Origin of the sequence: Mizugakiibacter sp. (assembly GCF_039680435.1) — a bacterium.
Taxonomy (GTDB): Bacteria; Pseudomonadota; Gammaproteobacteria; order Xanthomonadales; family Rhodanobacteraceae; genus Mizugakiibacter.
Genome location: NZ_JBDKSX010000060.1, coordinates 30,754 through 51,629, shown reverse-complemented (window position 1 = coordinate 51,629; position 20,876 = coordinate 30,754). Strand labels below are relative to the sequence as shown.

Here is a 20,876-nt window from a genome sequence, read left to right as displayed (position 1 = left end):
TCCCTGAATGAGCGGGCGTCGTCTCTACGGCCAATCCTCGGGAACCAGTGCAGGCGGTTTGGTCCAGGGCTCTTCTACCAAAGCAGCCTGGAACCACTGCTCCCGGAGGTTCGCGTGCTCGGTGACGATCAACTGGAAGCTGGGGGCGTCCTCCTGCGTGAACTTCAGTAACAGCTCGAACAGTCGGCGTACCGCATCAAGGTCGGCGTCGGCCTCGGTGTTCTGCACCGAGCCATCAGCGTTCTTATAGACCTGCTCGGACGGGAAGTAGACCTGGGTTGGCTGGTCGATCAGCAGGAAGCGCGGGATCGGGCGGTTGTTCTGCGCTGCGAACAGATGCAAGGCGAGTAGTGCCGAGAGGTGGTAGGCCAAGTGATTTTCACCGCCACCGGTCCGGCCCATAGGAACCGGACGCTCGGGTCGATCGAAGACGATCGTCAGCTGCGGCAGGTTGAGCCGCGCAGGATAGGGGCCAAACTCGGCGTTGAACTTCTGGATGTACCGCGACACCTGTGCCGATATGTTGTTGAGGATCGAGGTCAGGCGTTCGTTGCTGTCGTCGGCACCGATCTGTTCCTCCAGCTGCTTCACTTTGTTGCTGAGGCGGCGATTCTCCGCTTCCAGCTTGGCGAGATCCTCGTTCGGGAGGAGCGTTTCCAAGAACAGGCTGATCCGGCCGACCACACGCGCAGCTGCGTTGTTGCGGGTGCCCATCTGGGCGATGACCTCGTTGGCCGAGATCGCCGCGGACAGCTCCGCTTCCTTCTGCTTGATGGTGCCCGCGATCTCGTCTGCCTTGCCGGTCAGTTCGGCCAGGTAAGCTTCAAGTTTCGGGCGCTGGCCGGTGGCGATGCGCAATTCCTTATCGAGCGACGCCAACTCGTTGAGCAGGACGGTGGCGACCGGGGATTCCAGCGCCAAGTTCCGTTCGCTGAACGGCCATTGCCATTCGCCGCTGTCGGGATTTTTCGGCAGCGCCTTGATCGAGGCCAGACGATCTATCTGTTCGGCAGCCTCGCTTTCGTAGCCACCCGCCCGTTTGGCAAACTGGCGCGCCGCGTCGATCCTGGTCTGGGTGTCGCGGCGATCCTGTCGCAGCTGGCCCAATTCTTCTTCCAGAAGCGAAACCCGGCTGCCGTCGTCGTCAGGCACCGTTTCGGGCTTCCACATCAGCGTCGACCTCAAAGTGTCGACGACGCCGTCGGCATTCGGGCTCCCGTCTGTGTTGCCGATGACACCGACCGCCCTGGCTTCCGAGTAGAGGCCGATGGCCTGCTCGTGCGATGTATCGACGGTATCGCGCGCCTGTTCCAGCTTCTTGTTGCTGATCCTCAGATCCCGCTGAGCCGTGCGTAGCCTGGATTCCAGTTCATATCGGTCGTGGGAGGAGACGCCGAGCAGAATCGGCAGCGTGTCGCGGATTGCCTGCGGCTGGAACTGCTCGTTCTGGCGGTAGAAGAGCTGGTCCTTGTTGGCAACTAGTCCCTGCTTCTGGAACAGGTAGTAGAGCGTGTGTTTGACGTTCGCATCGTAGCTGTCGCGACTGTGTTCGAGCGCGACATCGGTACGGTTCTCGGGAATGCCGAGTAGGCGCGACAGCAGTTCGACGATGCTGTCGTCGTCGGTGTTGACCGCCAAGTCTTTGAATTCGGGAGCCTGCAACTGGGCGCCCCTTCGCAGCATTGCCGTGCTGCAACTGGCGCCGCCGCCGGGCGGGGTTGGCTTGGCGACCAGTACTTGCTCCTTTTCAAACTGGTAGATCACGGCGAACCAGGCCACCTTGTCGCGGATGACGCCTTCGGGGACGTTGAACGTGGAGCGTCCCATGCAGTATTCGATGATGTCGGAGAGCGCGGACTTGCCGGTGGAGGAACGACCGGTGATGACGTTGAGCCCGTCCACCTTGAACCTGAGATCACGGCGCTGGCCGTCGTGGCTGTAGATGTGGATGGAACAGATCTTCATGGGCGAATTCCGAAAGTCGTGTAAATGGTCGCCCGGTCGGCGATGCGCGCGAACTCCCTTCCGACGATACGAGCCACTTTCTGGCACGTGATGGTCTCATCGGTCCCCTTGACGGCTGTGCGTACCTTCTTGGGCACGGTCTGGATGCGACCATCGTTCGCGACGGCGATGCAGCCCCTTTCCATCAGTAGGCCGAATCCCTCGAAGGCGTAGGGCAGCATCTGCGTGACCCGGTTGGCGAAGCCCACCATGACCTGCTGGTTCCTCTCCGTGGTCTTGAGAAGGTAACTGCGTGGACTGCCGGCGATCACCTCGCGCGAATCCTTGTGCAGGCACAGCGGCAGTACCAGCAGCGACAGCGAGAAGGGCATGCCGCGGGCATCTTCTTCCTCGTAGCCATGCAGGGCGCGGAACAGGACCAAGCCGCAGAAGGCTGGGTTGAACAGGTTCCGAATCTCAAACGGGCGCTGGTCCCATCGCTTCATGGGGCCACCCCCAGCACCTTGCCGAGGCGGTCGAGAAACCTGGGATGCCAGTAGACCCTAGGTTCCGGTGTGGCATCCGCCAGGATGTGGAAGCTGCCGCGAAGGACATAGGGTTCCGTGACTCGCGCGCGGATGCGCAGGGATTCGATCTTCCCGGTTTCGAACTCCGCCCAGTTATAGAGGGTCGCGCCGGCATCGCGAAGCGCATCCTCGGCGCTATCGTCCTTCAGCTTTTCGAAGACGACATCCTTATAGCGGCTCCACTCGTCGACGAGACGATCCTCATATTCCTCGACTTCTCCAGACACCAGCAGGTTCTCGCGTGCCCAAGCCGATCGTTGCTCGAACGAGCGGTAGTAGTCGAGGATTGCGCTCCTGATCCGGTTGGCGGAAATGCCGGTCTCGCGCAATTGCGCCACGAACAAGCGCGGATCGTTCTCAGTGTCGATCTCGTCGGTGGGCACCTTTCCACGGAAGGTAATGGGGAGGTTGTCCGCCTTGTATTCCTCGGCGAAGTTGGACAGCTTGTCTGAGACTTCGTAACCGAAGATTCCTTCTGTCCTGGCACCACTCAGCTGCTTGATCACGGCGTCAGTCCACCAGCCTTCCAGCCGTTCGAAAACAAACTCGCGGTGCTCGCGACGGATGCTTCGCATGTGCTTGTCCTTGATGGTGGCTGGGATGTCACCGATGCGCGGGCTGCCGTCGAGGATCAGAATGCGTTCGAGAAAATCCTGCTTCTCGGTATCACTTAGTTCGTTGAACGCCGTGGTGATCGGCGCGATGAGTTGCGACGTCGACTTGGCGAGCGTGGCATCGGCCAACTCGGCCAGCGTGGCCGCATCGCCGGAGGCGATGGGCTGGTTGGGGAGGAGGCGAGCCAGGAACGAGCCGGCCGATACCGTGCCTGTGGTGAACAAGAAAAACCGCAGGTTCGATGCGATGCGACCATCACGGTTGTACCGCGCGAGCCAGATGTTGACGGACTTCCAGAAGTCGGTCGACAGGTCGGTCAGCCTGTCGCCGACCGCCTTGTGCTTGAGTGAGGCCAGAGACTTGCCACCGCCTCCGTCGATGAAATCGAGGTCGTCATCCTTTTCTAGGAAGACGGCGGTGTCCTCAGGTAATTGCAAGAGATGCAGCAGTGCGAGGCGTGCCTGGTAGATGTATCCCAGCCCCTGCTCGCCGGCTGAAAACCTGTCGGTGGATGCCTCGGCCATGCCCAAGTCCCTATGTCCGCTTCTTGTGGCGGATCCGGCGGCATAGCAGGGGATGGCGCTGTTTTCGTTGCGCCATGGCGTACTTTACTTCGACTCCCCTGTGACTACGGCCGCAGACCCGGTCCCAACGCCTGCCAGTCGTCAGCCATGGTAGCAAATTGGCCAAGTTGGCTTCAGATATGGATTTTTTTCGGCAATTCTGGTGCCACCGCCTTCGACCGCAGCCGGCATAGGAGGACGAGAGGCAAAGTCACCCCGACGGGTGCCAGGTCGGGTTTGATTGAAATACGGCCGGTTTTCAATGGCTACCCCCTGTTTGGGCTTCTAGCAAATAGGATCGGTAGGCGTACTCGATCAGGTCGCGGACCAGTTCGAGCAAGCCGCTCCACGGCAGGCCATCGAATGGGTCGCCATGCGCGAGCGAGTTACGAATCTCGGCGAGCATCGGTTGCGAGACATTCCCCGTGCTTGATCCGTTACATGTCGCCCGGCCACGACACAACATGGGGATGACCGAGCCGCCGTAGCGCCGCGTGAAGGGCAGCTGCGCATCCGTAAGGCCATCGCCGTCTACCAGGTATTCAAGCAAGTCGTGCAACATCGGCGTCTGCCTGCGCTTTCGCTTGTTGCCTGCCTGGGCGGGTCGTTGGCGGAAGAAACCGCCATACCGATCTGTCAACGTCAGTTCGAGCGCGGTAAGTGCGACCAGTTCGCCGGCTTTCACTAGATCCGCGTCTATCCACGCTAACGCGTAGAGTCGCTGGGCACGGCGGAACTTGTCGCCAACAATGCGCGGTATGGCAGGGTGCAGTCCACGTTCTGCAATGAATGTCTGCCATTCCTGGAAGCGATGGAAGGCGAGCAGAGCGGCCGGATTCCCAGGCCGAGGCCATGGCATGACAAAAGGGACTTCGTCGCGGTCGATGTTGAAGGATGCGATGTCGACAGCTGCTGTATCCATAGTTGTTTTATCCAACTGGAAGACGGTTGCTGCGATAGCGTCCCGGCATGCCGCCGTCGGGCTCGCGGGCTGCGCGCCGCACCTCGTACCGAGTCGCGGCCACCCGGCTTTGATCCCTGACGCCTTCGGCCCTCGCGGGCCTGCGCGCTCCGCTTGCCGATGTTGTGGTGTGTGGGTGGGCGGCTTGCTGTTTCCCTTCACCGTATCACGGCGGTCTCGCCGTCAAGGGCTGCGCGTGCCTCGCACGCTGGCGTCCTCGCGGCCGGCTTCGTCCCCTGACAGCTGCGCTGCGCCGTGCTGGCGCCGGTGCCGGGCAATGCCGCCCGAGCAACCGGAGCACGATCATGTCGCACATTTCCTCTCCTGCCGAATCCTCGCTGCTGGTGCGCGATGCGCGTGGCCGCTATCACAGCGCGACGGCCAACCAGATCCTGGCGGCGGCACGCCAGGTCGTCGACCAGAAGATGCAGCGCGGTGCCGATTTCAGTTCACCGGCCGACGTGAGGACGTATTTGCGCGCCAAGCTGGCCGGGCTCGACCACGAAGTGTTCGCAGTGCTGTTCCTCGACAATCGCCATCGCCTGATTGAATACGTCGAGATGTTTCGCGGTACCCTCAACGGTGCGTCGGTGCATCCGCGCGAAGTCGTCAAGGAAGCGCTGCGGCTCAATGCGGCGGCGGTGATCTTGGCGCACCCGCATCCGAGCGGAAACCCCGAACTCAGCCAAGCGGACAGAATGATCACGCGCCAGTTGCGGGAGGCGCTGGCGCTGATCGAGGTACGCACGCTGGATCATTTCATCATTGCCGGCAACAGCACGGTGTCGTTCGCCGAGCGCGGTCTGCTTTAAGCCAAGGGGGCTTCGGCCCCCTTTTTGCTGCGCCATGCAAATCGATCCTCACACGGATCATGGTGCCACCTGGAGGGCGGCCGCATTCGTGTTTGTGCTGCGTTCCGCGATGACGGATCCCTGTTGTTGCACGCTGGAAACGCGCTCATCGTGCCCGACGTTGAGGGCCGGACCCATAGTTTCCGGCTGGTTGGCTTGGTCAACCGCGTATTCCAGCAGCGCGACCACTTGGCTGGCCCGTTCGCGCTGCCCAATCACCACGACGCTCACCAGATAGAAACAACCGGCGAGAATCAAAGGTGCCCAGAGGAAGGGATTGCTGCCGCTTGCCTTGAGTAGGGCCGCCGCGGCGACGGCGACCGCCATCAGTGCGGGGAACAGTCCGATCTTGCGGATGTCGCCGACAAGCATGGCTACCCGACCGTCCGAAACTCCGTAGTGATGGCGGTACTGGACAAGCCCATACGTCAACGTCGGCTTGTCGAAGTCTCCGAGCTGGAGCAGAAAGTCGAGATCCTGGGAAAGGTCCTTTTTGAGCGGCCTGAGAACCGCGGCGAAACGCTCGCGGCGATGCCGCCAGAGCATGCTCGCGAGACTTATGATGATGGTGATCATATACAGCGCTGCCAAAAGCATGCCGACAAGGTAGATGACCTTGATGGGCTCGGGTACGCCGTGGAGAGGTTTATTCGATGCGAGCCGGTACCAAACGGCGGTGATGGCCAGACCAATCATGGCGGTGATGAAGGCGAGCATCAGCGTTTTCTCGATGCGCTCCGTCCATCGCGTGCTTGTGGATACGACATCCTTTCTGACGCAGAGCGTCATCTCTTGCAGAAGCCGGTACAGCGCATCGAGCTTTTCCTGTTGGGGCATGGCCGTCGTCTCCCTTGGCTGATTGAGCTTCAATTGAGCGTCGCCGGCCGACAATCATGGCCGGTCGCGCTGTCGTCCTGCGCATCGAGCCTTGCTGCGCAAGTCTCGCCCCTTCGGGCTTCCATCCTCGCTCCGCCCGGCTGACGCCTTCGGTACGGCTCCGAGATCGGGGCCAGCGCACTCCGCTTGCCTGTCCGAGCCTTCCTGGGAGGTGGCTGGGCGGTCTTGCTGTTCCCTTCACCGTATCACGGCGTTCTCGCCGTCAAGGGCTGCGCGCCGATGGCGCTGGCGTCCTAGCGGTCGGCTTCGCCCCCTGACGGCTTGCGCTGCGCCGTGCTGGCGACGGTTCCGGGCAATTCCGCCCGTGCAACCGGAGATCGTCATGAACGACAAATCGCACGTTTCCCTCGAACAACACGTTTGCCTTGTCTGCGGCGTTCGCTTCGAGACTGGCACCATCCTGCTGGATCGCCGTCTGCGCGCGAGCATGGAGCACTACACGGCCACCGGCTGGGGCCTGTGCGCCGAACACCAGAAGTTGTTTGACGATGGTTTTGTCGCGCTAATCGAGTGTGATCCGCAACGCAGCGGATCGCCGGCGGGCGGTGCAAAACTGAAGCCCGAACAGGCATATCGCACGGACCGCGTGGCGCACCTGAGATGCGACGTGTTCGTTCGCGTGTTCAACATGCCGATCGCGACTGACCTGCCGTGCGTATTCGTCGAACCCGGCGTGATCGAGCGGCTTCAGTCGATGATGGCGCGGCCGGCGAACTGATCGCGCTTGGGCGCCCTCCGGTGCGTCGCCTTGCAGGGCGACGCACCGCTTTTCTTTCTGCGGAGCCGATACCGTCGCGCCTTCGGCGCTACGCGCCGTCAGGTTGGCATACTGGGAGCATCCACCGCCGGCACTGCATCGATGCCACTGACTGCTATTGAACACATCCACACCGCGGCCAGGACGGCCAGCGGCGCATCGCTGGACCGTCCGGTCTATCTGGACAGGGACCTCGGGCTTTATGGACTCGTTGACTTTGAAGCCAAGCAAACCGTTTATGTGGACGTGCCGGTGGCCCGCATCGTCGCGTTGGGCCGTCGGGATTTCTGGTCGCCGGGCGATACCTGGCGAACGATCACGTATCGCATCCATGGCGACGGCTGGTCGAGCGACGTCTTCGACTATTTCGAGTCGCCGACCAAAGAAGCGTATTTCCCGGCACCGAGCAGCCTCTACCAGTTGAGGCTGTCGATCTTCGGTGGGGTGGCCGAATGCGCGAACGGCAACCATCGCTTGGTCGCGGCGCGGGCATGGTTGACGGACAAATACGGTGATGAGGCGGTGCTCAGGGGCGTCCGGGTCCGCGTCTATCCGATCCATCGATGTGCGGTCGATTTCTTGACGCGAGCACGATGCGAAGGCACCGACGTGTTGACGACCACACTCGATCATCACGAAAGAAAGTATTGCCGGGTGAATGGAAAGCCTATCCAGCTTCTGCTGAAAACGGCGAATCATCCCTACGCAATCTATGCTTGGGTCAACGAGCAACTAGTTCCTCTGGAAGACGAGCGGACCTTCCTTCAGTGTCACTTTCCAAAGCAGTTTCCGCCGGTCATGGATCGCTACGACTGGCGCACGATTCCATTGGCGATCCTTGAGGAATTGCTCGACGACGCCTGGTTGGCCCGGCAACTGGCGACGGCGGAAACCTGGGAGGATTGAGCCAGGGGTCCGGATGCTCCGGAGGCGAGCCCGCCAAAGAGGATGGCGTTACTTAGTCGCCTTCCGGGGCGGCTTCTTCGTCACCTGCTTCCGGGCGGCCTTGCTCGCGGGTGACTTCTTCGGGGTGGAGGGCGTGATCAGCAGCGATTCCTCGGTCACGCCGGATCGCTTCAGCGCCTGCTGGAACCACATCGGCCGCTTGCCGTAACCGGTCCAAGTCTGGGAAGGGTCGGCCGGATTGCGGTATTTGGGTACCCCCGCGCCACGACGCTTGCCACGTTTGCCGCCCCGTCCCGCGTAGATGTCGGAGAGCTGCAAGCCTTCGCTCTTGAGAAGCGCGTCGATCTTGGCCTTGACGCTCTGGATATGCGCCGCGCGGGCAGATTCCATGCGCGACTGCGCCTGGTCGATCAGCGCCTGCAGTTCTTTCGGCGATAGTCCATCGAGTTTGACAGCCATGGCAGATCCTCTGAGTGAATGACGTGCGGCCCGTAGACTAACAGTTAACGCCTGCGGCCTCACCGGCCAGGCGCTCGGGTTGGCGAGGTTCAAGCCGAAAGACAAGACTTTGCGCGTTGCTACGATGAGCTAGCCGTTTTGAATCTGCCACTTCTTGAACCAACGATTTGCCGACCTCAACGAAATTCGCATCATATAGGCGACAGCCAATGGAGTTGCCTTGGCGTCAAAGAGTTGAAATGCGCAGGTCCGGCCCGCCTTGGTCAAGGAACCATTCTCTCGGATGTTGCGAGGGTGATAGGGCTGTGCCATCGCCCTCACGGATTCGGGCACGGACCTAATGGCGCGGTTCGTTTCCGTGATTGCTTTGTTGGCCCGTTCAATACCCTTGTTGATCTTCTTCTTCAGCCGCTCGATCTCGGCCCAATAAGTCTTCTCGGCAGCCTCGAACTCCAGACTACTCATGCTCACTGCCATGACGAACTTGCCTGCCATTCCCTCCATGACCTTGAGACGGAGTGTCTTCGCCCGCTTTGCTGCCGTGTAGTCATAGGCAGGGATGGGCTCATAGGTCGTGGGGTCAAGACGAGTCCGATTTGAATAGGCCCCCACATCCACAGTCAGCTCGTGGATTTGGTGCCCAATAAGATTGCGGTAATTGATCAGATCAAACAGTTCGTCGCTCTCGGCTTGATTGATGATCCCCTCGGAAACCAGCGCTGCACGCGCTAGATCCATCTGTTTGCCCTCCTTGGTTTTAGTCTCCCCGTTAGTTAGCCGGATCGAGCCAAGCAGCTTGTCGGTGAACCGAATGGAATGCACGATGAATTGACGCAAGTCCTCCACGTAGAAGAGGACTGTAACCATTTCAAAGGCCCGAACCTTGAGAATGTCTGCCTCCAAGGTGGTGGGGGCGCTCCCGTGCGGTCGATGCTCTTTCATCATCGGGTTGCTTGTGATTGTACGTTCTGTTCTGCAGCCGTCGCCGGCGGTCGGAATGAATAATAAGCGAGTGGAAGTTCTGCGCCTCCGCTGCGCGGATCGCGCTGCTCCAGGTTCGCCACCCGCTCATCCCTGACGGGACTGGCATTCGCCAGCCTTCCATATCGCTGACGCCTTCGGCCCGGTTCGGGGATCCGGGCCTGCGCGCTTCGCTTGCGTGGCTTGGCGCCGACGCAGTGGCTGTTGCCCGTCGATCCGCCTTTCCTGACTTCATCACCTTGTCCGCGACTGTAGCCCGCGGCCGTGTGCCGTCAAGGCGCGCAGGGCCGTGTCCTCGGCTGCACCTGCGGGCCGCACCAACCCTGCGCTTGCCTCCTTGACGGCCCCCGTCCGCGCGCTCCTGACCGTCGCGGGCGATGAACTCAGGAAAGACGGTGGCAACGAGACCGGCCCAGGTCTCCGCGCCGACCCCACCGGAAGTCCAAAGCGGGCTCCGAATCTAGGAATCCGGTGGGGATTGAACAGCAACCCCTGTCAGGAGAACGACCATGCAACTTGCCTCCCGCTTCGCTTCCCATTCGCCGGTGCTGCGTTCGGACTATCCGTTGACCGACGACCAAATCCGCACCGTAGCTCCGTCCATCTTCGCGGACGCCCCGCACGAAAGTCGCTCCGAGCGCTACAGCTACATCCCCACCGCCACCGTGCTGCAGGAACTACGCGGGGAAGGCTTCGAGCCGTTCATGGTGTGCCAGACCCGCGTGCGCCACGACGACCGCCGCGAGTACACCAAGCACATGATCCGGCTGCGCCACGCCAGCCAGATCAATGGCCGCGAAGCCAACGAAATCATCCTGCTGAACTCGCACGACGGCACGAGCAGCTATCAGATGCTCGCCGGCATGTTCCGGTTCGTGTGCCAGAACGGGCTGGTATGCGGCGACACCGTGGCGGACGTGCGCGTACCGCACAAGGGCGACGTGGCCGGACACGTCATCGAAGGCGCTTACGACGTCTTGCATGGCTTCGAGCGTGCGCAGGCATCCCGCGACGCCATGCAGGCCATCACGCTGGACGCCGGGGAATCGGAAGTGTTCGCCCGCGCCGCGCTGGCGCTGAAGTACGACGACCCCGGCAAGCCCGCGCCCATCACCGAAACGCAGTTGCTCGCGCCGCGCCGTCACGACGACAGCCGCCACGACCTGAGGAGCGTGGTCAACCGCACGCAGGAAAATCTCATCAAGGGCGGGTTGTCCGCACGCGCTGCAAGCGGTCGCCGCCAGACCACTCGCCCTGTGCAGGGCATCGACCAAGACCTGCGCCTGAATCGCGCCCTGTGGCTGCTGGCCGATGGCCTGCGCCAGTTGAAAGCCTGAACCCCACAGCGGCAGGGGCGGGCAGCAGCCCTTACCGCTTCCCGTGCTGCTGCATCCCTCAACCGATTGGAGTGTTCACCATGAATGCTGTTACCAAAGCCGAAGCCCATGTCATCGAAGCCGCCGCGCCGCTGGAAGTGGCCGACCCCACCAAGAACCTGATCCTGGTGCCACTGTCGCGGCTGCTACCGCGCCGCTCCAAGCGCAACGCGCGCACGACGCCGCGCCAGTCCATCCCGGAATTGGCTGCGAGCATTGCCCGCGTTGGCCTGCTGCAAAATCTCGTTGTCATCCTCGCCGCCGATGGCGAGAACTACGAAGTCGTGGCTGGAGATCGTCGCCGAACGTCCATGAAGCTGTTGGCGAAGCAGAAGCGCATCAGTGCCGACCACGAAGTGCCGTGCCTGCTGGTGCCCGATGCCTCGGCGCGCACCGTCAGCCTGGCCGAGAACTTGCTGCGGGAGCAGATGCACCCCGCCGACCAGTTCGAGGCGTTCGCTGCACTGGTGAAGGAAGGCCGCCCCATCGAGGACATTGCCGCCGACTTCGGCGTGTCCCCGCTGGTGGTGCAGCGCCGCCTGAAGCTCGCCAATGTCTCGCCGCGCCTTCTGGCCGACTACCGCGCCGGTGATGTGACGCTGGAGCAGTTGATGGCTTTGACCATCACCGACGATCACGCTGCGCAGGAAGCCGCGTTCTACGCTGCACCGGAGTGGCAACGCGGCGCGTCCGCGCTGCGCGAGCGCCTGACCGGGCGCGAAATCAGCGCCAGTCATGCGCTGGTGCGTTTCGTCGGGCTGGACGCCTACACCGAGGCGGGCGGCGGCATCCGCCGCGACCTGTTCGCTGAAGGCGATGCAGGAACCTACCTGACCGACGCTGCGCTGCTGGAAACGCTGGTGCGCGGCAAGCTCGACATGCAGGCCGAGGAAGTGCGTGCCGAAGGTTGGGCATGGGTGGAAGCCGTGCCGCAGATGCGCCACGCCGACCGGCAGACGTTCCAGAACGCGCCGCGCCAGCGCCGCGAGCCGACTGCGCGCGAAGCTCGTCGCATCGCTTCGTTGCAAGGCCGTCTCGACAAGATCGACACGACGCTGGAAGAAGCCTACGACGCCGAGGACGAGGACAAGGTGGCAACGCTGGAAGAACGCCGTGACCAACTGGTTGGGGAACTGCAAGCCATCGAGGACGCCTTGCAGGACTACGCGCCGGATGTGCGTGCCGTGGCCGGTGCCATCGTTACCATCGACCGCGAAGGCGAAACCGTGATCCATCGCGGACTGCTGCGCGAGCCCGAGGCCAAGGCGCTGCGCACGCTGCACCGGCTGCGGCAGGGTTTCGCGGAAGGCGGAGCGACGAACGAGGACGAAGGCGATACCGACGAAGCACCGAAGGCCGCGAACGTCTCCGACCGGCTGGCGCAGCGGTTGAGCGCCCACCGCACGGCGGCGCTGCAAATCGAAGTCGCGCAGCACCCGCACGTCGCGCTGGCCGCGCTGGCGCATGGCATGGTGCAGACTGTCTTGCAGCCCGGCACCTATGGCAACGGCCTGCCGCTTGGCGTGCGCCTGACCGTGAAGGGCCGGCTGGAAAGCCTTGCCCCGGACGTGTCGGAATCGCCTGCCGCTGTGGCGCTGTGCACGGCGCAGAAAGTCGCGCGCGACGGATTGCCACGGGACAGCGCCGAACTGTTCGCGGCGCTGCTGGCGAAGTCGCAAGATGAGCTGGTACGGCTGCTGGCCGTGTGCGTCGCGGCCACCGTGGACGTGGTGACGCCGCGCACCACGCAGCACCAGCCCGGCGTGGAACTGGCGCAGGCCGTGGGGATGGATATGGCCGCATGGTGGAAGCCGACCGCCGGGGGTTATTTCCGGCACGTATCGAAGGTCGCGATTCTGGAAGCCGTCGGGCGGTACGCCCCGGCGCACGTCACCCGCCTGTCGAAGCTCAAGAAGGGCGACATGGCCAGCGAAGCCGAACGGCTGGCCGAGGGCACCGGCTGGATGCCTGCGATGTTCCAGACCGGGCACCACACGGAGCCGGAAGGTGGACCGGAGGCGGCGAGCGATGACGATGCGCCGGAGGATGCCACCAACGAGGCGGAGGCTCACGCGCTGGCCGCGTGACTCCGCGGCATGGCCCGGCGCACTGCGCCGGGGCTTTCCCCCGAACCGGGTGCGGTAAGTTTGCCGCGCCCGGTTTCACGACAAAATCGTCCCGTCGCCGCCTTCGGCCAGGCGGCGACGGGGGAAGTCCGGGGCATTCTCCAACGCCTTGCTTCCCGGCCATCGGACGCTATGATGTTCGTGTCAGCCGCGTCGCGCTGAACCTTCTGCCGGGTTAAACGACGCTCTCTACCGCTTCATCCATGACGTTGACCGTGCCCATTCCTTCGGTCGATGCGTAATCGGCAGACATCGGCCATGCACAGAGGAATTCGGCATGTCTGCATCTACCTACTTTGTTTCCGAAGCCGCCGTCCGCAACCTCAAGGAGCGGGCAGAGCGTCGCGTTAACGGCGTCCGTTCCGCGCACATGAGCGAGGTTGTGGCCGCCGCGCTCGGCTTCAGAACCCATGCGGCGCTACGCGCCGCACTCGCCGGTCGCGCTACTGCCGAGGCCAGCAAACCGAACAATGCGCGTGCGGTGCAGCGGCTGCGGCAACTGGGCTACAACCCGCCCGACGACCTGCATCTGCTGCCGGAGCTGGATCGTTCCTACTCGCCGTTCAAGACCTTTCCGCTGCGCAAGCAGCGCGGGGTGCGCTGGACGGGGTGGCGCAACCTGATGGTGGCGGCGATCAACGCCGGCCTGGAGCAGCATCTGTTCGGATTGTCGCCGGGTGAGGACTGGTGGTCCGGTGCCGATCCGAAGAACAACGGCGGCAGGCGCGGCCTGTATCGCTTCACCTTCGACGGCGATCTGTCGGCAACCGCCGCCGTTACCGCGATCAGCGGCGATGAGCTGTCGATCCATGTGCTGCTCGACCCGCGCAACGGAGAGATCGAGGCGGATCGTTGCGGCGGTATCGAGGATGGTGCGGCGTCCGCGCATGGCTGGCTGGAGCGCCGGCTCGGCGCGTGGATACAGGACGGCGGCGAGGGTTTTTCGTGCAAGCGTGCCGTGCAGGCACGGGTGGCCGCGGTGGCGATCGAGCCGCACGGCTATGCCGACCAGGGCAGCTTCATCCTGTAGGGCGTTCGCTTCGGCGTAGCTGGTTAGGGAGGCGGGAACAGGGCGTGGCGGCGCTTGCGCGCCGCCGGGCTCTCGGGCTGCGCCCCGTGCCGGCTGCGCCGTCACGGCCATCCGGCTTCGATCCCTCATGCCTTCGCGCCTGACGGCGCTGCGCGCTCCGCTTGCCGGGTTCGCGCGCCCCCCGCCATGGGCGGGGCCCGTGGGGCTACGCCCCAGCTTGCTGCAGCAGGTTGTGCCGGAGCGTGCCGTCCTCGACGCTGGTGGCTCGCCGCCTGGCCGTCACGAAGGACGGTTCACCGACACGCCGCCCGGCCTTGCCTATGGAACTTCCACGCCACGCCTCAAGCACGTCGCTGCACGTTGCGCCAGGGGGCGTTCTCGCCTGTCGCTGGGGTGTTGACCTTGCCCTCGTCAGGGCACGAGCCGGTGCAGCCGTCGTGCGGAATGTCGAGTCGGCCCTGTCTCCTTTCGGTGGCGGACGGCCCCTGCGTCCTTGTCTCGTTGTGAATCCTGGCGAGGGCGCGGCTGCGCCTTGGGCTTCATGGCCGCAACCCTCCAGCGAAAACAATTTCCCCGCCGCTGCGCGGCTTCCTCGCGCAGCAAATTCTTTTCGCTTCCGGGTGCTCCACGGTGTTGCGCCCGCTGCGCGGTGCGGCCGGCCCATCCCCCGCCGGCCGGTTCACAACAAGGACGCGATGGGCGCGACCTTGTTCAACCCGAAAGGAGAAAACATCATGGCTAACATCGGCACCTTCACCGCAGAGAAAGACGGCTTCACCGGCACGCTCCGCACCCTGACGCTCAACGTCAAGGTCAAGCTGGTTCCCAACGATAAGGGCGATAGCGAGAACGCCCCCGACTTCCGCGTACAGGCGGCCGGCCACGACATCGGCGCGGCGTGGAAGAAAGTCAGCAAGGCCGAACGGCCCTACGTGTCCGTGACCCTCGACGATCCTTCGTTCCCGGCAACGGTCTATGCCCGCCTGATCGAAAGCGAGGGCGGCACGCACGACCTGATCTGGTCGCGCAGCAAGCCGCAGCAGGCGGACTAACCACCACCACGGCGCCCGGCCCCTTGCGGCGGGGCGCCGTGGTGCCGGAGGCAGCACGGCAAAAGCTACGCGCCGGACGCCGCGAGCTGGCTTTCCGTCGCGCTCATCAGTGCAGCCGTGCTGCACTCCAGCGCGCTGGCGATCTTGAAGATGATCGCCAGCGTGGGCATGTGCTCGCCGCGCTCGATCTTTCCCAAATGGGAACGCTCGATCCCGGCCTGGTTCGCCAGCAACTCCTGGGCGATGCCGCGCTCCGTCCGCAATGCGCGCACCGCCGCGCCGAATGCCCGGGCCAGTTCGGCATCGAAGGTGGTGGCGCCGGCCGGTCGGCCGGGTTGGACGGGGCGCTTCTGCATGGACAGAAGCGTCCGGTCGAGGGACAATCAAAACCACGTTATCTTTAACTCATTGGTGGCGATTTAGCCTGTTGTCCTGTCACTGAAATCAGCTTTGACGGATTTCGACAGAACCGGAGAGCCGCTTCCGTGTCTTTCCTGATATGCGCCATTGCGCATCGACGTTTCCGTGCATGTACGGATTCGATGGCTTTCGCCTTCGTGCTTCCGCACGAAAGCACACATCCGCTTCGACGCTTCCGCGCCTTGGCGGCAAAGCGTATCCATGCATTGTTGGTTTCGTGGGATTCCTGGCCATGACCCAGCCGCTCGTTACCGACGAACAACGCGCGCAACTGCTCGCCGTCGGCGAGGCACGCGCTGCTGGCCAGACCGTCGACCCGATGCCGGTGGTACGACTGTTCACGCCGGACGCGCACGCGACCTGGCTGCTGGCCGCGCTTGATCCCACCGACGGCAATACAGCCTGGGGATTGATCGATCTTGGCATCGGGATGCCCGCACTAGGCGTGGTGAAACTGTCAGATTTGGCCGCTATCGTCGGGCCGCTCGGGCGGCCCATCCTGCGCGACCTGTACTTCCACGCAGCACGGCCGCTATCCGGGTATGTGCGGGTGGCACAGCTCGACGGCTCGATCCCGGACTGATCGCGCCTCGCTTCCTTTCTTTCTTGGTCTGGTTCGATACCCGGATTGTCTGAAACGCCACTCTTGCGTGGCGAGAGGGGGCTGCCTGACCGAAAAAGTCACGATGCGGGACGCGGCTTGCGGCAGGGTGTTACGTGCTGCGTGCGATTCGCGCACGCACAGCCGTCACGATTTGGACTGCACGTGCAAGATGCCGGAGCCTATCGGACTGGACACCGATGGTTACTTTACCCCAGGCCTGATGACGCCTTGAAGTGATACCGTCGTCCCTGCACAGCGACGACCGTGGCGATGTTCCTGCTCAATGAGGGAAGCGTGCACCATGGTCGATCGAAGCGCCGAGCCTTGGTATCCCATTGCTGCGTATCTCTACGTGCTGCACCTCGACGGCCCTGCGCTGGCATGGGAGTACCTGCGCAGGAACCCCGACTATCGGCGCGAATGGTTGCGCCATCATCGCCGATCCGATGCGGCGCACGCCTGGGGCCTGCACCTGCTCGAAGACCCGGCAAGGGATGCGCGCGATGCGCATCCCGTCTGGTTCCCCGACCACGACAGCGTGCTCCAGCTCTATCCGGACGTCGATCCGCCGCCGGGTGCCGTTGTCTTCGCCTTCTGGCGCATTCCCGGCCACAAATGCCTTCTCCACGACGGTAAGCGCCTCTTGCTGCTGGCGCGCTGGCCCGGCAGCTGCCTGCGGCTAGCGTTGGCGCCGGGCCTTGCGGACGGCATGGCCTACGTCCATGTCCTCCGCGCCAGCGCCTCGGTCGGCACGCTCCAGCGCTTGTTGACGGCCTGGCTGGAACAGCGGGCTGCCACTGGTAGCGCCGCGCCTTCGGTATTGGCGCGCAGCCGTCCCACGCCTGCCGCGCTGCTGGAACTACACACCTTGCAGGCGCTCGATGCGACCTTGGCGGGCGCGTCCTTGCGCGAAACGGGGGCGGGACTTTTTGGTGTCGATACGGTCGCCGAAAGCTGGTACGCAGACGGCGGCCTGCGTTCGCGCGTGCGTCGCCTGGTACGCCGGGGCCGGACGCTGATGCACGGCGGCTACCGCCGCCTCGCACAACTCGAATGACTTGGAGAGGGTCGTTTTGCCTGCGCTGCAAAACGACCCTCTGCGCAACCCGCCGCTTTTCCGAGACTGCCTCCATCCGGCAGCACTGTCGCCGCCGGTGCTCCCAATCGATGGAGGCTTCCCACATGCGACCCGCTCCTGTGCGGCCCTATGCCGCCCATACCGTTGCCCCGCAACCCGCTGCAACTGCCCAACCACCGCGCTACCTGACCAACGACGAAGCCGCCGACCACCTGCGGCTGTCGCCGCGCACGATGGAGAAGCGACGCGTGATCGGCGACGGACCGCGCTTTCGCAAGTTCGGCCGGCGCGTCATGTACGCCGTCGCGGATCTTGATGCCTGGGCCGATGCGCGCAGCTTCGAGGCCACGTCTGACCCCGAGTACGCCGAGCGTCACTCGGCCGGCAGCCGTGCACGCTGACCGGCAGTGCGTGGGCGGCCCTCGCCATGTCCCGCCCGGCACGCGAACAGCTCACGCTGTTCCGCGCGTTGCCGGGCGACATGGCCCCGCGCGACAGCCAGGACCTGATGGCGTTTCCGTTCTTCTCGTTGGCGAAGTCGCGGCGCACCACGCCGATCGACTTCCATTCCGGTGGTGTGACCGTGCGCGTGGAGGGCACGCAGGAACACGGCATCGCCACGATCTGGGACGCCGACATCCTGATCTGGGCCGCGAGCCAGATCGTGGAAGCCCGCGACGACGGCATCCCGACCTCGCGGCTGATGCGGGCCACGCCTTACGAGATCTTGCGCTTCATCGGGCGCGGCACATCGTTGCGCGACTATCAGCGCTTCAAGGCCGCACTGGATCGCCTGCAATCGACCACGGTGGCAACCTCAATCCGCGAGACGACCAAACGGCGTCTGCATCGCTTCTCGTGGATCAACGAGTGGAAGGAGCGGGCCGATGTGCACGGTACGTCACTGGGCATCGAGCTGATCCTGCCGGATTGGTTCTATGCCGGCGTACTCGATGCCACCTTGGTGCTGACCATCGACCCGGCGTACTTCCGGCTCACCGGCGGCATCGAACGCTGGCTGTATCGCCTCGTGCGCAAACACGGGGGACGCCAGGCCGGCGGCTGGCAGTTCGACTTCGCGTACTTGTATCGCAAGTCCGGCAGCATGGCCCGGTTTTACGACTTCGCCGTCGACCTGCGTGCGCTGGTGGCGAAACAATCCTTGCCCGGCTATGTGCTCGGCATCGAATGGATGCCCAACCGCAAAGCGGAGCTGCTGACCTTCCGGCCCGTGCCGTACACGGCACGGGGATAACTCGGGGACAAGCGGTGAATGGACTCGTGCTATCAGGCAACCGAAGTATCATGCTATCGGGCAACACGTCCTCGTGCTATCAGGCAACAAAGTCGGCCGCAAACCCAATCAGCGCGCGGCCTTGCGCGGCCTCTAACTTATCTAACCCAAGAACACTAACGGGTAATAGAGCCACGCCGTGGCAGTGGACAGCTGCTGAAACGCAAAAGCAACGGCCACACCCACGACCCGAACCACCGCGTTTCCCAGGTCGATCAATAGACCGTTTTCCGTCAGGGAGAACCGTCCGATGATCGTCGCCTTGCTCAACCAGAAAGGTGGCGTCGGCAAGACTACGCTCGCCACGCACATTGCCGGCGAACTGGCACTGCGCGGTCAGCAGGTCATCCTGATCGACGCCGATCCGCAAGGCTCGGCGCTGGACTGGACCCAGCGACGCAGCCAGCAGGGTCTGCCACGGTTGTTCAGCGCCGTGGGCCTCGCACGCGAGACGCTGCACCAGGAAGCGCCGGAGCTGGCACGCCGCAGCGATTATGTCGTGATCGACGGGCCGCCGCGCATCGCCGCGCTGGCGCGCTCGGCACTGCTGGCAGCGGACCGTGTGCTGGTGCCGGTGCAACCGAGTCCCTACGATCTGTGGGCGAGTGCCGAGATGGTGGCGTTGATCCGCGAGGCGCAGGTATTCCGGCCACAGCTCGCCGCCGCCTTCGTCATCAACCGGCGCGTCAGCACCACCGTCATCGGCCGCGAGGCACGCGGTGCGCTCGCCGAACAACCGCTGCCATCGCTGCGATCGGAAATCCATCAGCGCATCGTCTTTGCCGACAGCGTGGCGGCCGGTCAACTTGCACGTGAACTGGTACCCAACAGCGCTGCCGCATGCGAGATCACGGCACTGACCGACGAGCTGCTGCGGTGGCCGTCATGAGTCATGCACGTAGCAAGCGCACCGCCATCGGCGCACGTCCACCGATGAATCCGCACGCCGAGGCGTGGATTCGCCAGGGCGACGGCGCCGACCTTCAGAAAGGCGACCTCTACACCGCGCGCCTGACGCTCGACATCACGCCCGCGCTGCGTGCGCGCATCAAGGTCTCGGCCTTCACGCAAGGCGTGACGGTGGCCGAGCTGCTACGCGTGCAGCTGGAGCGCGAGTTCCCGGAGAACACCCCATGAATGCTTCTTCTTATGTGGCAGCGGTCGCGCCACCGCCATTCGCGGCGCTCATCGATCACGAGCTATTGACTCGGGTCTCGCTCGCTTACGTCGCGCATCGTTTCAACCTCTATCTGCGCTTCGGTGAACCGGCGTATCACGTGCAACGTGATCGGTGGCGGCGCGTAGCGGCGTTCTGGCCGGCGTCGATCTTCTGCCGCATCCGCTGGGAGGCCAACGACTACGGCACGGTACGCTGGCAGCTCATGGTGATGCAGGCATGCACGTCGATGGATGCCGCGCAGCGCATCCCTGGTGTGTGGCCGGGCGCATGCCTGCTGCTGCACGCCGAAGGTGAACGCATGGTTCGCCTCGTGCTGCCGCTCATCGACGCCATCGAGTCCTTGGGCATCGCGCCGGTCGACGTATCGCCAGCGTACTGGCGCATGCTGGGCAACCGGCTCATCGCGCGTGGGCCATTGCCGATTTACACCGCCGAGCGGCACGCCGCCTGGCTGGCGGGGAGGGCGCTGTCATGACGGCCATTCCCACCACCGACACGGCGCCGCACCCTTATTCGCGCCGGCGTACTCTCCTCATCGTGGCGACACTGGCCGCCGGCGGCCTAGCTGCGCTGGCTTGGGCGTCCTTTGCGTCGCCGCTGTCGCGCCTGGTGTACAACCCGTCCGACAGCGTGGCGGTCGGCTGGTATCGCATCGATCCGCTCGCACGCCATGCTGGATCGCTGTCACCTGCGATGCACGTCGGCAGCATCGTGCTGGTTCCGTTGCCGGCCGCCGCCGCCGCGCTGGCTGCGCGGCGCGGTTACCTGCCATTGCGCATCCCTCTGCTCAAATCGATCGCTGCCGTCGCGCCGCAGCAGGTGTGCATCACCGAAGGCATTGTGCGCATCGACGGTGTGCCGATGGCCGCCGTGTTGCGCACCGATAGGCTGGGCCGACCGCTGCATGCCTGGCCACACTGCCGGCGTCTTCGCGTTGGCGAACTGTTCCTGCTCAGTACGACCAACCCGGCGTCGTTCGACAGCCGGTATTTTGGACCGGTGCGCGCCGACACCGTGCTTGGCGTGGCGCATCCGGTGTGGCTGAAAGCACGCCCACGATGACCGCCGGTTCGCTGCGCATCATCGTGTCATCCGGCGTGCCGTTCCGGTATTCCACGCCGTGTCGTCGTGTCAGCCGTGCAGCCACATTCGCGCCGCACGTTGCGCGACATTCTCTGTGGTTTTCATCCGTGCA

23 protein-coding genes are annotated in these 20,876 nt (G+C 63.9%); 15 read left to right on the top strand and 8 right to left on the bottom strand.

Features of this window, described 5'->3' with window-relative positions; all coding sequences use genetic code 11:
- Positions 1 to 24 precede the first annotated feature (24 nt).
- From ABFC67_RS06495 to ABFC67_RS06480, 4 genes are all read right to left on the bottom strand, one after another.
- A complete protein-coding gene (locus ABFC67_RS06495; protein ID WP_318159404.1) occupies positions 25 to 1,965 on the bottom strand; it encodes a DUF3732 domain-containing protein in 1,941 nt (646 codons plus the stop codon).
- Positions 1,962 to 2,450 carry a three component ABC system middle component gene (locus tag ABFC67_RS06490; protein WP_318159405.1) on the bottom strand — a complete coding sequence of 163 codons (489 nt, stop codon included), beginning with the start codon at positions 2,448 to 2,450 and terminating at the stop codon, positions 1,962 to 1,964. The genes ABFC67_RS06495 and ABFC67_RS06490 overlap by 4 nt, the downstream gene beginning before the upstream one ends.
- Positions 2,447 to 3,670, bottom strand: coding sequence for an ABC-three component system protein (locus ABFC67_RS06485; RefSeq protein ID WP_318159406.1), 1,224 nt, complete (start codon positions 3,668 to 3,670; stop codon positions 2,447 to 2,449). The genes ABFC67_RS06490 and ABFC67_RS06485 overlap by 4 nt, the downstream gene beginning before the upstream one ends.
- Before the next feature lie 298 nt (positions 3,671 to 3,968).
- Positions 3,969 to 4,631, bottom strand: a complete 663-nt coding sequence (locus ABFC67_RS06480; RefSeq protein WP_318159407.1) for a hypothetical protein — start codon at positions 4,629 to 4,631, stop codon at positions 3,969 to 3,971.
- A gap of 344 nt (positions 4,632 to 4,975) precedes the next feature.
- Here ABFC67_RS06480 and radC point away from each other — a divergent pair, with 344 nt between their 5' ends.
- A complete protein-coding gene (gene radC / locus ABFC67_RS06475; protein ID WP_318159408.1) occupies positions 4,976 to 5,482 on the top strand; it encodes a DNA repair protein RadC in 507 nt (168 codons plus the stop codon).
- Positions 5,483 to 5,539: 57 nt separating this feature from the next.
- Here the strand turns inward: radC and ABFC67_RS06470 are convergent, their stop codons facing one another.
- The gene (locus ABFC67_RS06470) at positions 5,540 to 6,358 is read right to left on the bottom strand and encodes a hypothetical protein (protein ID WP_318159409.1); all 819 of its coding nucleotides are present in this window, start codon (positions 6,356 to 6,358) and stop codon (positions 5,540 to 5,542) included.
- Positions 6,359 to 6,740: 382 nt separating this feature from the next.
- On the opposite strand from ABFC67_RS06470, the gene ABFC67_RS06465 reads away from it, so the two are divergent.
- Positions 6,741 to 7,136 carry an ATPase gene (locus ABFC67_RS06465; RefSeq protein WP_318159410.1) on the top strand — a complete coding sequence of 132 codons (396 nt, stop codon included), beginning with the start codon at positions 6,741 to 6,743 and terminating at the stop codon, positions 7,134 to 7,136.
- A gap of 141 nt (positions 7,137 to 7,277) precedes the next feature.
- Positions 7,278 to 8,081: a hypothetical protein gene (locus ABFC67_RS06460; RefSeq protein ID WP_318159411.1), complete on the top strand. Its 804-nt coding sequence runs from the start codon at positions 7,278 to 7,280 to the stop codon at positions 8,079 to 8,081.
- 48 nt (positions 8,082 to 8,129) lie between these two features.
- Here ABFC67_RS06460 and ABFC67_RS06455 read toward each other — a convergent pair whose 3' ends face one another.
- On the bottom strand, positions 8,130 to 8,540 hold the full coding sequence (locus ABFC67_RS06455; protein WP_318159412.1) for an H-NS histone family protein: 411 nt from the start codon (positions 8,538 to 8,540) through the stop codon (positions 8,130 to 8,132).
- Positions 8,541 to 8,669: 129 nt separating this feature from the next.
- Positions 8,670 to 9,482, bottom strand: a complete 813-nt coding sequence (locus ABFC67_RS06450; protein ID WP_346737189.1) for a hypothetical protein — start codon at positions 9,480 to 9,482, stop codon at positions 8,670 to 8,672.
- A 548-nt stretch (positions 9,483 to 10,030) separates the two neighbouring features.
- Between ABFC67_RS06450 and ABFC67_RS06445 the strand changes: the two genes are divergently transcribed.
- The 4 genes from ABFC67_RS06445 to ABFC67_RS06430 all read left to right on the top strand — a co-directional run bounded on the left by ABFC67_RS06445 (position 10,031) and on the right by ABFC67_RS06430 (position 15,105).
- Positions 10,031 to 10,858, top strand: a complete 828-nt coding sequence (locus tag ABFC67_RS06445; protein ID WP_346737188.1) for a DUF932 domain-containing protein — start codon at positions 10,031 to 10,033, stop codon at positions 10,856 to 10,858.
- A gap of 80 nt (positions 10,859 to 10,938) precedes the next feature.
- Positions 10,939 to 12,984: a ParB/RepB/Spo0J family partition protein gene (locus tag ABFC67_RS06440; RefSeq protein WP_318159543.1), complete on the top strand. Its 2,046-nt coding sequence runs from the start codon at positions 10,939 to 10,941 to the stop codon at positions 12,982 to 12,984.
- Positions 12,985 to 13,300: 316 nt separating this feature from the next.
- A complete protein-coding gene (locus ABFC67_RS06435; RefSeq protein ID WP_318159415.1) occupies positions 13,301 to 14,053 on the top strand; it encodes a hypothetical protein in 753 nt (250 codons plus the stop codon).
- A gap of 734 nt (positions 14,054 to 14,787) precedes the next feature.
- Entirely contained in the window at positions 14,788 to 15,105 is a 318-nt protein-coding gene (locus ABFC67_RS06430; protein WP_318159544.1) for a DUF736 domain-containing protein, read from the top strand.
- A 65-nt stretch (positions 15,106 to 15,170) separates the two neighbouring features.
- Here the strand turns inward: ABFC67_RS06430 and ABFC67_RS06425 are convergent, their stop codons facing one another.
- Entirely contained in the window at positions 15,171 to 15,461 is a 291-nt protein-coding gene (locus tag ABFC67_RS06425) for a helix-turn-helix transcriptional regulator (RefSeq protein WP_318159416.1), read from the bottom strand.
- 296 nt (positions 15,462 to 15,757) lie between these two features.
- Here ABFC67_RS06425 and ABFC67_RS06420 point away from each other — a divergent pair, with 296 nt between their 5' ends.
- The 8 genes from ABFC67_RS06420 to ABFC67_RS06385 all read left to right on the top strand — a co-directional run bounded on the left by ABFC67_RS06420 (position 15,758) and on the right by ABFC67_RS06385 (position 20,743).
- Positions 15,758 to 16,108 carry a DUF2958 domain-containing protein gene (locus ABFC67_RS06420; RefSeq protein WP_318159417.1) on the top strand — a complete coding sequence of 117 codons (351 nt, stop codon included), beginning with the start codon at positions 15,758 to 15,760 and terminating at the stop codon, positions 16,106 to 16,108.
- A gap of 322 nt (positions 16,109 to 16,430) precedes the next feature.
- Positions 16,431 to 17,186, top strand: coding sequence for a DUF2285 domain-containing protein (locus ABFC67_RS06415; RefSeq protein ID WP_318159418.1), 756 nt, complete (start codon positions 16,431 to 16,433; stop codon positions 17,184 to 17,186).
- Positions 17,187 to 17,311: 125 nt separating this feature from the next.
- Positions 17,312 to 17,608, top strand: a complete 297-nt coding sequence (locus ABFC67_RS06410; protein WP_318159419.1) for a helix-turn-helix domain-containing protein — start codon at positions 17,312 to 17,314, stop codon at positions 17,606 to 17,608.
- Positions 17,609 to 17,634: 26 nt separating this feature from the next.
- Positions 17,635 to 18,462, top strand: coding sequence for a replication initiator protein A (locus tag ABFC67_RS06405; RefSeq protein WP_318159420.1), 828 nt, complete (start codon positions 17,635 to 17,637; stop codon positions 18,460 to 18,462).
- Positions 18,463 to 18,751: 289 nt separating this feature from the next.
- Positions 18,752 to 19,390 (top strand): ParA family partition ATPase, encoded by a 639-nt coding sequence (gene parA, locus ABFC67_RS06400; protein WP_318159421.1) that lies wholly within the window; start codon positions 18,752 to 18,754, stop codon positions 19,388 to 19,390.
- Complete coding sequence (locus tag ABFC67_RS06395; RefSeq protein ID WP_318159422.1) at positions 19,387 to 19,638, top strand: chromosome partitioning protein ParB; 252 nt, start codon at positions 19,387 to 19,389, stop codon at positions 19,636 to 19,638. Before parA ends, ABFC67_RS06395 begins: the two co-directional genes overlap by 4 nt.
- Entirely contained in the window at positions 19,635 to 20,156 is a 522-nt protein-coding gene (locus ABFC67_RS06390; protein ID WP_318159423.1) for a DUF2840 domain-containing protein, read from the top strand. The genes ABFC67_RS06395 and ABFC67_RS06390 overlap by 4 nt, the downstream gene beginning before the upstream one ends.
- Positions 20,153 to 20,743, top strand: coding sequence for a S26 family signal peptidase (locus tag ABFC67_RS06385; protein ID WP_346737187.1), 591 nt, complete (start codon positions 20,153 to 20,155; stop codon positions 20,741 to 20,743). Before ABFC67_RS06390 ends, ABFC67_RS06385 begins: the two co-directional genes overlap by 4 nt.
- Positions 20,744 to 20,876: the final 133 nt, after the last annotated feature.

What these genes read in the sequence shown, in the direction of transcription:
- ABFC67_RS06495 (WP_318159404.1), bottom strand. Translation starts at nt 1,965, where the DNA reads ATGAAGATCTGTTCCATCCACATCTACAGCCACGACGGCCAGCGCCGT.
- ABFC67_RS06490 (WP_318159405.1), bottom strand. Translation starts at nt 2,450, where the DNA reads ATGAAGCGATGGGACCAGCGCCCGTTTGAGATTCGGAACCTGTTCAAC.
- ABFC67_RS06485 (WP_318159406.1), bottom strand. Translation starts at nt 3,670, where the DNA reads ATGGCCGAGGCATCCACCGACAGGTTTTCAGCCGGCGAGCAGGGGCTG.
- ABFC67_RS06480 (WP_318159407.1), bottom strand. Translation starts at nt 4,631, where the DNA reads ATGGATACAGCAGCTGTCGACATCGCATCCTTCAACATCGACCGCGAC.
- radC (WP_318159408.1), top strand. Translation starts at nt 4,976, where the DNA reads ATGTCGCACATTTCCTCTCCTGCCGAATCCTCGCTGCTGGTGCGCGAT.
- ABFC67_RS06470 (WP_318159409.1), bottom strand. Translation starts at nt 6,358, where the DNA reads ATGCCCCAACAGGAAAAGCTCGATGCGCTGTACCGGCTTCTGCAAGAG.
- ABFC67_RS06465 (WP_318159410.1), top strand. Translation starts at nt 6,741, where the DNA reads ATGAACGACAAATCGCACGTTTCCCTCGAACAACACGTTTGCCTTGTC.
- ABFC67_RS06460 (WP_318159411.1), top strand. Translation starts at nt 7,278, where the DNA reads ATGCCACTGACTGCTATTGAACACATCCACACCGCGGCCAGGACGGCC.
- ABFC67_RS06455 (WP_318159412.1), bottom strand. Translation starts at nt 8,540, where the DNA reads ATGGCTGTCAAACTCGATGGACTATCGCCGAAAGAACTGCAGGCGCTG.
- ABFC67_RS06450 (WP_346737189.1), bottom strand. Translation starts at nt 9,482, where the DNA reads ATGAAAGAGCATCGACCGCACGGGAGCGCCCCCACCACCTTGGAGGCA.
- ABFC67_RS06445 (WP_346737188.1), top strand. Translation starts at nt 10,031, where the DNA reads ATGCAACTTGCCTCCCGCTTCGCTTCCCATTCGCCGGTGCTGCGTTCG.
- ABFC67_RS06440 (WP_318159543.1), top strand. Translation starts at nt 10,939, where the DNA reads ATGAATGCTGTTACCAAAGCCGAAGCCCATGTCATCGAAGCCGCCGCG.
- ABFC67_RS06435 (WP_318159415.1), top strand. Translation starts at nt 13,301, where the DNA reads ATGTCTGCATCTACCTACTTTGTTTCCGAAGCCGCCGTCCGCAACCTC.
- ABFC67_RS06430 (WP_318159544.1), top strand. Translation starts at nt 14,788, where the DNA reads ATGGCTAACATCGGCACCTTCACCGCAGAGAAAGACGGCTTCACCGGC.
- ABFC67_RS06425 (WP_318159416.1), bottom strand. Translation starts at nt 15,461, where the DNA reads ATGCAGAAGCGCCCCGTCCAACCCGGCCGACCGGCCGGCGCCACCACC.
- ABFC67_RS06420 (WP_318159417.1), top strand. Translation starts at nt 15,758, where the DNA reads ATGACCCAGCCGCTCGTTACCGACGAACAACGCGCGCAACTGCTCGCC.
- ABFC67_RS06415 (WP_318159418.1), top strand. Translation starts at nt 16,431, where the DNA reads ATGGTCGATCGAAGCGCCGAGCCTTGGTATCCCATTGCTGCGTATCTC.
- ABFC67_RS06410 (WP_318159419.1), top strand. Translation starts at nt 17,312, where the DNA reads ATGCGACCCGCTCCTGTGCGGCCCTATGCCGCCCATACCGTTGCCCCG.
- ABFC67_RS06405 (WP_318159420.1), top strand. Translation starts at nt 17,635, where the DNA reads ATGTCCCGCCCGGCACGCGAACAGCTCACGCTGTTCCGCGCGTTGCCG.
- parA (WP_318159421.1), top strand. Translation starts at nt 18,752, where the DNA reads ATGATCGTCGCCTTGCTCAACCAGAAAGGTGGCGTCGGCAAGACTACG.
- ABFC67_RS06395 (WP_318159422.1), top strand. Translation starts at nt 19,387, where the DNA reads ATGAGTCATGCACGTAGCAAGCGCACCGCCATCGGCGCACGTCCACCG.
- ABFC67_RS06390 (WP_318159423.1), top strand. Translation starts at nt 19,635, where the DNA reads ATGAATGCTTCTTCTTATGTGGCAGCGGTCGCGCCACCGCCATTCGCG.
- ABFC67_RS06385 (WP_346737187.1), top strand. Translation starts at nt 20,153, where the DNA reads ATGACGGCCATTCCCACCACCGACACGGCGCCGCACCCTTATTCGCGC.